Here is a 10,154-nt window from a genome sequence, read left to right as displayed (position 1 = left end):
GCGCCGAGGCAGGTCGTCTCGGCGACCATCGGGCGCACCACAGGGGCGTCCAGGAAGTCCGAGATGGTCTGCATCAGCAGGTTGTTGGAGGTCATGCCGCCGTCCACGTTCAGTGAGGTCAGGGCAACGCCGGAGTCCTTGTGCATTGCGTTGACGATCTCGCGGGTCTGCCATGCGGTGGCCTCGAGCACGGCGCGGGCGATGTGCTGCTTGGTGACGTAGCGGGTCAGGCCCGTGATCACGCCGCGGGCATCGGAGCGCCAGTACGGGGCGAACAGGCCGGAGAAGGCAGGGACGATGTAGCAGCCGCCGTTGTCCCCCACCGAGCTCGCCAGCGTCTCGATCTCCGCGGCGGTGCCGATCAGGCCCAGCTGGTCGCGCATCCACTGGACCAGCGAGCCGGTGACCGCGATGGAGCCCTCCAGCGCGTAGACCGGCGCCCGCCGGCCGATCCGGTGGCCGACCGTGGTCAGCAGCCCGCTGTGGGAGTGGACGGGCCGGCGGCCGGTGTTCATCAGCAGGAAGGTGCCGGTGCCGTACGTGGCCTTGGCCTCGCCCTCGAAGAAGCAGGTCTGGCCGAACAGCGCCGCCTGCTGGTCGCCGAGCGCGGAGGCGACCGGCACGCCGTACAGGGCTCCGCCGGCCATGCCGTACACCTCGGCGGAGGAGCGGATCCGCGGCAGGATGGCGGCCGGGACATCCATGGCGGCGAGGAGGCGCTCGTCCCACTCCAGGGTGTGCAGGTTCATGAGCATGGTGCGCGAGGCGTTGGTGACGTCGGTGACGTGGACGCCGCAGGAAGGGCCGCCGGTGAGGTTCCAGATGACCCAGGAGTCCATGGTCCCGAAGAGGATCTCGCCGCGCTCGGCGCGCTCGCGCAGGCCGGCGACGTTGTCCAGCAGCCAGCGGATCTTGGGGCCGGAGAAGTAGGAGGTCAGCGGCAGGCCGGTCGCGTGGCGGAACCGGTCCTGGCCGACGTTGCCGCCGAGCTCCTTGCACAGCGCGTCGGTGCGGGTGTCCTGCCAGACGATGGCGTTGTGCACCGGCTCGCCGGTCTTCTTGTCCCAGAGGACGGTGGTCTCGCGCTGGTTGGTGACGCCGATCGCTCTGAGGCCGCGGGTGATCCCGGCTTTGTCGAGGGCGCCGGCGACGACCTCCTCGACGTTGGTCCAGATCTCACTGGCGTTGTGCTCCACCCAGCCCGGCAGGGGGAAGATCTGCTCGTGCTCCTTCTGGTCGATGGAGACGATCCGACTGTCCCGGTCGAAGATGATGCATCGGCTTGACGTGGTGCCCTGGTCGATCGCGGCGATGAACGGGCCGGCGGTTCGCGCGTGGGTCACGGTGTGCTCCTGGAGCGGCTCAATACGGTGCGGGGTGGGGCGGCTGGGCTCGATCGACGTGGGAGCCAGCTGGTACGGGGCGGCGCCGATTCAGCTCGCCGACGCACTCCGGCGGAGACCGGTCGGAGCGACTCTGCCCCGATGCCATCCACTGTTCGGCAATGTCGACCGCCGGACGCAGTTTTGCCCGCCCTGAGGGTGACGTCAAGGGGTTGCCGCCCGGTAACTGAAAGTTTCGAAGATCCTTGAGGCAGTGATCCAGAGCCTGCCGTGGCCGAGATCGCGCGGTACGGCGAGGGCGCAGTCCCGTATGGCAGCCGCGCCCCCACAGGTCGCCCTCCCGGAATCCGCCGGGGCGATCGAGCAGAGCTCTTCCGCGTAGCCGAGCGCACTGTCGGCATAGGTCAGTAGGGGCCGACGAGAGAGGGCGGCGCTGCTCGAGGCCCCATGGTGCGCAGGGCGATCTGGCCCGCCGCCTGCGGAGCGTCCAGAGGGCGGGCCACGTAACCCTTGTACTGACCGACGCAGGTGACGCCCCATCAGCGAGTGTGCGAGGCCGTCGCCCGTCCCGAATGCGGAGTGGCGGTGCAGCCGCCTGCGTACGGGAGCCGTCGCGATCCGTGAGTGTGTGGGCCGCGGAACTCGCCGTGTTCAGGAGGTCATTTTCCTCCAGCGCAGTCGTAGAGAGTGAAGCTTCCGTCCGAGAGCTGACCGTAGGCCTTGGGGGAGACGGGGGTACAGCTTCTCTTCACCCAGACCGACGCCGGTGTCGACGGGCGGCGCGTGGTGAGGAGGGCGTAGCGCAGTTGGTGGGCGGAGACCAGGTCCCTGAGCCGTGGTGCGGTCGGATAGGGGGTCAGGCCGGTAAAGCCGCCCATGACCAGTAGGGGTTGGGGGGTGGCGCGCAGCAGGGGCGAGGCGCCGTAGGCGGCTTGGGTGGCGAGCAGGTACTTCTCCCCGGAACGGTGCGCGGAGAGGTAGTTCAGCAGTGCGCTGTCCCGCCCGGACGGTTCGTTCAAGGGGTTTCGTCGGACCTTGGCCCGGTGGTGGTGCGCATCTTGGTAGCCGGGGCCGACTGGTCCGGCCAGTGGCTCTATCGGTGAGCCGGGGTAGCGCGGGTTCAGGCAGGAGACGGCCCAGACGGCCGGGGCGAGCAGTACGGCTGTCAGGGACGCTGCCAGGACGCTGTGCATCGCCCGTCGTGTGGTGTGTGGTCCGCTGGTCCACAGGCCGACGGTCCCGCACAGGCCGAGCATCAGCACCACTGGCAGCAGCCAGGGCGCGAATTCGCTGTGCGGGCCGTCAATTGCCGCGGCCCACAGTGCCGTGAGCCCGACAGCGACGGGCAGCGCCGCCCGACGTTGGCCACCGGCGCGGTACTCGGCCCACAGGAGGGCGATTCCGCCACCGGCCAGCGCGGCGAGGGCCGGGGCCAGTACGGTCATGTAGTAGCCGTGGTTGCCGTTGGAGTTGCTGAAGACCACGATGTGAAGCGCCAGCCAGCCGCCCCAGAGCAGGAACCCTGTTCGCGGCCCGTCGGTGCGCGGCTGTCCGGCGCGCCACCACACGCCCAGCGCCAAGACCAGTACGGCGAGCGGCAGGAGCCAGGCGATCTGGGGGCCCACGCTCTGGTTGACCACCATGGTCCAACCCGTGTTACCGGTGGTGCGGCTGGCGGCGGTGCCGGCGACGGCGCCCAGCGCGTGCGGGTCGTTGCCGAAGCGGCTCAGCCCGTTGTAGCCGAAGACCAGGGTGAAGGGGTTGTTGTTGCTGGTCCCGTCGGTGTAGGGACGGTTCGCGGCGGGGGTGACCCATACCAGCAGCAGCCAGGAGCAGGAGACGACGAGTGCGGTGATCCCGGCGAGCAGCAGCCGCCGGGCCCGGTCCCATCGGGAACCAGGTGCTGCCAGTTGGTACACCGCGGCGAAGACCGGCAGGACGAGCCACGCTTGGAGCATCTTGGCCTGGAAGGCCAGGCCCACCCATGTCCCGCAGACGAGCAGCGGCAGCAGCCTCCCGGTGCGGACGGCCTTCTGCAGCGATCCTGCCGCGAGGACCAGCAGCAGGACGAGCAGGGTGTCGGGGATGTTGTGCCGGTTGAGCGCGACGGTGACCGGAGTGAGGGTGAGTACCAGCGCGGCGAGCAGCCCTGCCAAGGGGCCCGCCCAGGCACGGACGATCCGGTGCAGCGCCCAGACAGCGAGTACCCCCTCCAGCACCTGCGGCAGTACCGCCGCCCAGTTGTACGGTCCGAGGAGCCTGACGGAAAGGGCCTGCGGCCACAGCGCACCGGGGATCTTGTCCAGGGTGACCGAGCCGCTCGGGTCGAGCCCGCCGAAGACGAAGGCGTGCCAGTTCGCCGCCATCGACCGCACGGCCGCGGTGTAGTACGGGTGCACCGCGGCACGGTCGATGGCCCAGGTGTAGAGCACCGCGGCGGCTGCCAGGATCAGCAGCAGGGCGTAGCACTCCTGGCTGACGGCGGTCCGCTGACGGCGCTTGGCGTGGGCGCGTCTGATGCCCTGCGAGGGGTGGTGCCGGTCGGTGGCGTCCCGGGTGAGGGGGGTGGTGGCCAGGGCGGGGTCTCTCCTGGGGCGGCGGGCTGGGTGCGTCGGCTTCACAGGCGGCGGGCACTGCGGAACCCTTGGGCGTAGAAGCCATGGCCGTCGAGCGTCGCGCGGCCGGCCAGGTCGCCCATGGTGGGCCCGTTGGCCCGCGAGCGGCTGGAGTAGAAGCGCGGGCGCCCGTCCGTGTCCGGACCCAGGTACATGCCGACGTGGTCGATGTCGCGCGGTCTGCCGATGTCGATGGCGAAGAAGACGAGGTCGCCGGGGAGCAGCAGGCTGATGTCGGCAGGTGGCCGGCCGGTGTTCGGGATCAGCAGCACGCCGGGGGCCCGGGAGGCGATGGCGTAGGCGCGGCGGGGCAGGCCGGCCCCCGGGCTGTTGGTGGCGTGCAGGGGGTAGCCCATGCGGTAACCCCAGACGAGGCGCATGAAGCCGGAGCAGTCCACGTCCCCGTAGCGCTCCTTCTCCGGGTGCTTGCGGATGCCGTCCGGGAAGGTCCAGGGAGTGCCGAGGTAGTCGTAGAAGTCGGACTTCTCATCGCGGTAGTCGAATGATGTCGGCGACTGTCCGGGAACGAGCGGCCCGAAGTGAGCCTTGCCGGCGTAGCGCAGACCCGATGCGGTGCGCAGATCGTGCGCCCCGTCGCCGTACTGGAAGGCCACGGCGAGGACGTCCGGACTGCGGTCGGCCAGGGCCTTGGGGAACCACTCCCGGAACCAGCGGGTTCGCTCCTTGTCCTGACTCCATGCATCGCCCATCAGCCGTACCCAGGCGTCGCTGCGCACCACCGCGCCGGTGGTGCGCGGCTCGCTCCAGGTACGGGTCGGGCCGGTCAGCAGCGCGGTGCGGGCACCGTCGGTGAAGGTGGCCAGCACGCGGTCGCCGGCGGCGCGAACCACCGTCCGGGCAGGCGCGCCGCGGCGCTCGAAGCGGTAGCCGCCGACGGGGACCGAGAAGCCACCGCCCGGTACGCCGCTCCGGAAGCGGTGCCATGCGTATCCAGTGACCGCACCTGCGGAGGCCAGACCGGCGGCGCAGGCCAGGATCTGACGGCGACTGGGGCTGCCGGGCGGGGTGGGGTTGGTGCCCATGGTGACCTCCTTTACGTGCGGATGGGTAAGGCGGACGCGTGCGGCTCGTTCAGCCGACGGGCAGGGCCCCCAGCAGCAGCCCGGCAACGAGCACCACATACGTGCCGAGGGTCACCGCGGTGGTGGAGATCACGGTGGCGGCCAGCGGTTGGCGGACCAACTGATAGGCGATGAGGCCGGGCACGATGAAGCCCAGTGTCTGGGCGGTGTAAAGGAGCGGGAACTCGTGCTGGAGCGCGAGCAGCACCGTGGTCTGGAGCAGCACTGCGGACAGCACCACGGCGGCGAAGAGCCGCTTCCCGTAAAGGATTGCATGACGCTGAAGGACCTTGGTCGCGACGAAGGTGAGCGCCGTGACGCCGATCACCATCGCGGCCCGGACCACATCGGTGACGAGGGTCAGCGCGAGCCAGCCGGGGGTGATCATGCCGCCGGGAGAGAGGTTGGTGGTCAGATAGCACACCAGTGAGAAGACCAGGCCGAGGGCTATCCCCAGCGCGATGGTCTGCGGAGTGACGTTGACGGGGATCACAGCGGGTTCCTTGTCGGCTGGTACAGCGCTTCGGCATGGGCAGCGGCGGGGCTCGGGAGATGCGGCCCGGACGTCGGGTCGTTCAGCGATGCCACCCAGCTGTACGGCTCCGGCTCGGGCGGGTGCGCGGCCGGAAGTGGCTCGTCGGCGTCGTCCGAGGGCAGCCTGCTGAGGTGCTCCAGGAACAGCTCGCCCTGGCCGTGGATATTGCCGACGGCCACCAGCGAGGAATCCGGGGCCAGTTCGGCGAGGAGGGCGCGGGTCAGCTCCTGCGCGTCGCGCCGGTCGCCGCCCAGGTCCACCACCCGCCCCGACGACCAGCCCGACGGGATGCCGTCGCGGGCGCTCTTGGTCGGATGACCGATGAGAAAGACCGTGTCCGGGGCCAGGTCGGGGACGATCGCTCCCATCTGCCCATTGCGTTCGACCCGGTCCGGGCGGCAGTTGACGACCACGTTCAGCGGGCGGCGGATCGCACCGAGCTCCTCCAGCTGACGGACGTTCATCAACGTCGACTCGGGGTCGTTGGCGGCGAAGACATTGGCGAAGCGCAGCCGTTTGCCGTCCGATGTGCGGTAGCGCTCGACGGAGAGCACGCCGGGGTCCGGTGGCGCGTCCCACATGCCGCGCAGGGCGGTGGCCCGCTCCACGCCGAGCAGTTCGGCCACTGCCAGCGCGATGGCGACGTTCTCCTTGAAGGTGAACCAGCTGAACTCACGCAGCTCCTCGTCGGTGACCGATGCCGGATCGACCGCGATCAGGCGGCACCTCCGCTTGTCCGCCTCCTCCTTGAGGATGTGCAGCCGCTCCTGCTCGGCGGTGACACAGACGCCGCCGACCGGCATCGACCGGGACAGCGAGCGGGCCACATCGTCCAGCGTCGGACCCATTTCGGCGAGGTGGTCCTCGCGGACGTTGCACAGCACGCCGATGGTGGAACGGATCAGCTTCTCCTGGTTGACCTCTTGAAGTGCGGGCATCACCGCCATGCACTCGATCACCAGAGCATCTGGCCGGTAGGCCGCCGCGCGCCGGACGATGCCGATCTGCTCGACGACGTTCGCGATGCCGAACTTCCGGTACACCGGCTCCTCTGTGGCATCCGGGTGGATGAACCGGGCAGCGGTGCCGGTGGTCTTGGCCACGGTGACCAGGCCACCGCCCCGCAGCGCCCCCGCGCACAGCCGGGTGATCGAGCTCTTGCCGCGAATGCCGTTGACCAGCACCCGCGTGGGGATCTGTGCCAGCGCGGCGTAGTGGCGCCGCTGCTCCAGCACGCCGGCGACCAGCAGCACGGCACAGCTCAGCAGCAGGACAACATAGAGGAAAAGCACGTCGGTTGATCCTTCACTGCTACGGTGCGCTGCCGCGCTGGAACGATGGGGCAGGGACAGAGGCAACGTAAGCTCGCCCGCCGCCGCGGTCCCGCTCCACCAGCGCCTGCCGGAGCAGTTCCAGACTGCGAGTGACCGAACCGCACTCGTCGTGGTGGACCGGGTACAGCACGGTGCGGCGGTCACCGTCGGCCAGCCGCTCCGCGCATCTGGTGAGGGTGCGCAGCGGTCTGACCACCACGATGTGCAGCCAGCTCAGGCAGGCGCCCCCCGCGGCCAGGGCGAGCAGCCCGGCCAGCATGGTGCGTGACTGGACCTGATATGCCGCCAGCTTGAGTGCTGCGGCGGGTTCGGCGGAGACCAACCGCCAGCCGAGGCCGGCGGCCGGCCCCGTCTGTGCCAGTGGCGCGGCGGCCGCGACCGACGGGCCCGCGCCCGGCGCGGTCCCCGCGTGGAGGATGGCCGATGCGGGGCTGCCCGCGCCGCCGGGTGCCGCGTCGGTCTTGGCCACCAGACGGGTGAGGGCGCGGCTGGGAAGCGATTGGAAGGCTTGAAAGCCGACGCTTGCCGCGAGCACTCTGTGGTGCTCGTCGGTCAGCCACACTCTGCCGAGCCCCGGCCGGGCAACCAGGTCGTTCAGCGCGTCAACGCCGATCTCTGCGACGACTACGGCCGAGGCGGTGTCCCCGCCTTTATCGCCGTTCTTGGCGTTCTTGGCCGTCGGGATCTGGACGTAGGCGGCGATCGCGGGGATCTTGCCTGTCGTATTGACCTGGGTGATTCCGTCGCCGGTGGGACGGACGAGGGTGCGCAGCGGCTCCTTGCCCGCTCGCAGCACGATGGCACCGGTGTGGTCCAGCATGTACAGCGATCGGTATGTGGGATGGTCGGCGTGTTCACGTCGCAGAACCTGCGCCGCCCGCTCCCGTGGCGCACCGGCGATGGCTGATGCCGTCGCCGCGAGGTCGGCGTGGCTCTGGCCGAGGGACTGCCGCACCCGGTCGGCGGTGGCTTCGGTGCGTGCCTGCTGGTCGGCGACGGCGGCTGCCGGTACGGCCTGGGCGGCCGGTACGCGGTTGAGCAGGAACAGCAGCGGCACTCCCCACGCGGCGATCACGAGTGTGCAGATGAGGACCAGAGCCCGGGCACCGGGGCGGCGCCGCCCCGGCCGCACAGGCTCCGGTCCCGTCTGGCCGAGCAGTTGGCAGCGTATCGACTCCAGCGCCCGGCCGACCCTGCCGGGCTCGCCGAACGCACCGGCTGCCACCGGCCGCGCCAACTCCGCGCGTACTCCGGGCATTTCGCCGGCGCCCTTGGCCAGCCGGGCAGCGGACAGGTGCAGCCGCAGCAGCGGACGCTGCACGGTGACCCACAGCACCAGAGCGACCAGCGCCGCGATCACCACCAACGCGCCCGCGGCCACGATGGCGAACCCTGTGTGGTCGGCTCCGCCCTTCGCCGGAGTCACATCCCTGAGCGTGAGAATCGTCAGTCCCGGCCCGAAGGCGTCGTCCTTGCCGTCCATCGCGGCGACCGATGCCCAACCCGCGACCCTGCGCAGCCCGTCGTGACCGTCGCCGAGCATGCTGCCGGAGGCGTCACCGGTGTGCAGACCGGCGTCCGCGGCAGCGGAGGGCAGGGCGCGGTCCTTGGCGTCGAGTGTCAGGGGCTTGCCAGTGGCGGCCGTGGTGGCAAGCACCTTTCCGTTCCGGACCACCAGTTGAGCGGTGCGCCCGTCTCCGTGGACCGCGAGGGCCGCGACCTTTTCCGAGACGATCAGCAGGAATTCGCGTGCACCATCGCCCTGTTCCCCCGCGAGGTCCCGTGCTTGGTCCGGCTTGCCGTCCTGGTTCCGGTCGGGAGCAGAGACAGCCACCCGGGCGAAGAACAACAGTCGCGGTCCGGCGCGGCCCGAAGTGACCAGCCGGGGCGGGAGGTTGGCGGCAGGGGACCGCGCCAGGGCCGCTGCGTCCACCCCGGTCAGCGGCACCGTTTCACCGCCGGCCGCGAGCGGCTTGCCAGTGTGCGGGGCGAGCAGCACACCGCCCCGGACCGGGGGACCGGTCGGAAGGAGGGACCGCAGCGTCGCCTTCGGAGTACCGCTCGCGGGGGCCCTGACCGACGCGGCGGAACGACGCACTGTCCTGGCCCTGACGTCGACGGATGTTTTGAACGAGTCCGCGGCATCCTCGGCGATCCGGCGTTCCGCGTCGCGTACAGCCTGGGGGACCTCCTGCTCATGAACGGCGCCGACGCCGAGTGTGGGAAAGACGGCAACTGCCAGCAGCGCGCAGAGCAGTGCGGCGATCGGCGGACGGACACCTCCGAGCAAAGGCATGTCGGCGCGGCGTCGCGCACGGTGTCGACGGGGCGCGTGAGCAACCGGGTGCAGGGCAGCCTCCTCTCGGCACGTGGGGGGGATGAACGGGTGGCAACTCGACCAGTATCGAGCTGCGTTCACACGATAATCACAATTTCGGTCGCGACGCTTCCCTGCATACGGACCATATGGAACCTCTGCACTCAAATCGACCGAGGAAATGGCCACTTCTGGACCTCCGCCTCATCCCGGTGGTGGCGAATTCGCCAACGCCCCTGTCGAAACTCGGCGAGCCCGAATACCGGCGCGCTCGCACCGTCGAGGCGTTCCTCCAGAGCTAATCGCCGGTTCCTGCTGCCCGCTCCGACGTCGCATTCCGTGCCGCTGTAACTGGTCACGAGGATGTCGAACGCAGGGCGCTGACCACTGGCATCGGCACGCCAGGGCAGGTCTCCCGTACGTATCCCGCGTTGGCACTCGACATGCTCAACTCCGCGACCCATTTCACGTGTCGAAGGTCGAGCCACGTGCAGACGGATCCTCGGGAAAGGCCGGCTGTACGGCCGACGACGGCGCAGGGCACGAGACCGACGCCGCGCAACTTCAGAAAGTGCCGACGGCGTCACATCACCAACTGTGCGGTAATAAGAACTCTCCGCATAAACAAGGGGTCTTGGCTTGGCAATGGCAAATCACCTATTACGATGAGCGCCAACCGACCGCCGGTCACGCGGTGTTCGCCCTCATGGAGAAGGACTGCCCATGAAACACGCACGAAGGCGTCACAGCCCGTTACGAGCCCGGGTCGCCGGCACCACTGGGGCGCTGGCCGTCATCCTGGGCGCCGGAGTCGCGCCGGCTGTCGCCCCCCGGAAGGGCACAGGTACCCCCAAGAACGCGGCAGCTTCCGTGGATGACACCGTGCAAACCCCCCGCCACGCGGCGGCCCTGGACCCGGCGCAACCCC

Annotated in this window: 7 protein-coding genes; 1 reads left to right on the top strand and 6 read right to left on the bottom strand. The window is 69.9% G+C overall.

Annotated features, from left to right (window positions below):
* From glpK to ACGFWI_RS38555, 6 genes are all read right to left on the bottom strand, one after another.
* Nucleotides 1-1,343 (bottom strand): glycerol kinase GlpK (glpK, locus tag ACGFWI_RS38580; protein WP_393910738.1); only part of this gene is annotated, 1,343 nt, incomplete at its 3' end.
* A 659-nt stretch (nucleotides 1,344-2,002) separates the two neighbouring features.
* A complete protein-coding gene (locus tag ACGFWI_RS38575; protein ID WP_393910737.1) occupies nucleotides 2,003-3,964 on the bottom strand; it encodes an ArnT family glycosyltransferase in 1,962 nt (653 codons plus the stop codon).
* Nucleotides 3,961-5,001 carry an NlpC/P60 family protein gene (locus ACGFWI_RS38570; protein WP_393910736.1) on the bottom strand — a complete coding sequence of 347 codons (1,041 nt, stop codon included), beginning with the start codon at nucleotides 4,999-5,001 and terminating at the stop codon, nucleotides 3,961-3,963. Before ACGFWI_RS38570 ends, ACGFWI_RS38575 begins: the two co-directional genes overlap by 4 nt.
* Nucleotides 5,002-5,050: 49 nt before the next feature.
* A complete protein-coding gene (locus ACGFWI_RS38565; RefSeq protein ID WP_393910735.1) occupies nucleotides 5,051-5,533 on the bottom strand; it encodes a poly-gamma-glutamate biosynthesis protein PgsC/CapC in 483 nt (160 codons plus the stop codon).
* Nucleotides 5,530-6,867, bottom strand: coding sequence for a poly-gamma-glutamate synthase PgsB (pgsB, locus tag ACGFWI_RS38560; protein WP_393910734.1), 1,338 nt, complete (start codon nucleotides 6,865-6,867; stop codon nucleotides 5,530-5,532). Before pgsB ends, ACGFWI_RS38565 begins: the two co-directional genes overlap by 4 nt.
* Nucleotides 6,868-6,886: 19 nt before the next feature.
* A complete protein-coding gene (locus tag ACGFWI_RS38555) occupies nucleotides 6,887-9,205 on the bottom strand; it encodes a HAMP domain-containing protein (RefSeq protein ID WP_393910733.1) in 2,319 nt (772 codons plus the stop codon).
* 490 nt (nucleotides 9,206-9,695) lie between these two features.
* Between ACGFWI_RS38555 and ACGFWI_RS38550 the strand changes: the two genes are divergently transcribed.
* The gene (locus tag ACGFWI_RS38550) at nucleotides 9,696-9,953 is read left to right on the top strand and encodes a hypothetical protein (protein ID WP_393910732.1); all 258 of its coding nucleotides are present in this window, start codon (nucleotides 9,696-9,698) and stop codon (nucleotides 9,951-9,953) included.
* The last annotated feature ends 201 nt before the right edge of the window (nucleotides 9,954-10,154 follow it).

Source organism: Streptomyces sp. NPDC048434 (genome assembly GCF_043200375.1).
Taxonomy (GTDB): domain Bacteria; phylum Actinomycetota; class Actinomycetes; order Streptomycetales; family Streptomycetaceae; genus Streptomyces.
This window is presented reverse-complemented; position numbering and strand designations above follow the sequence as displayed.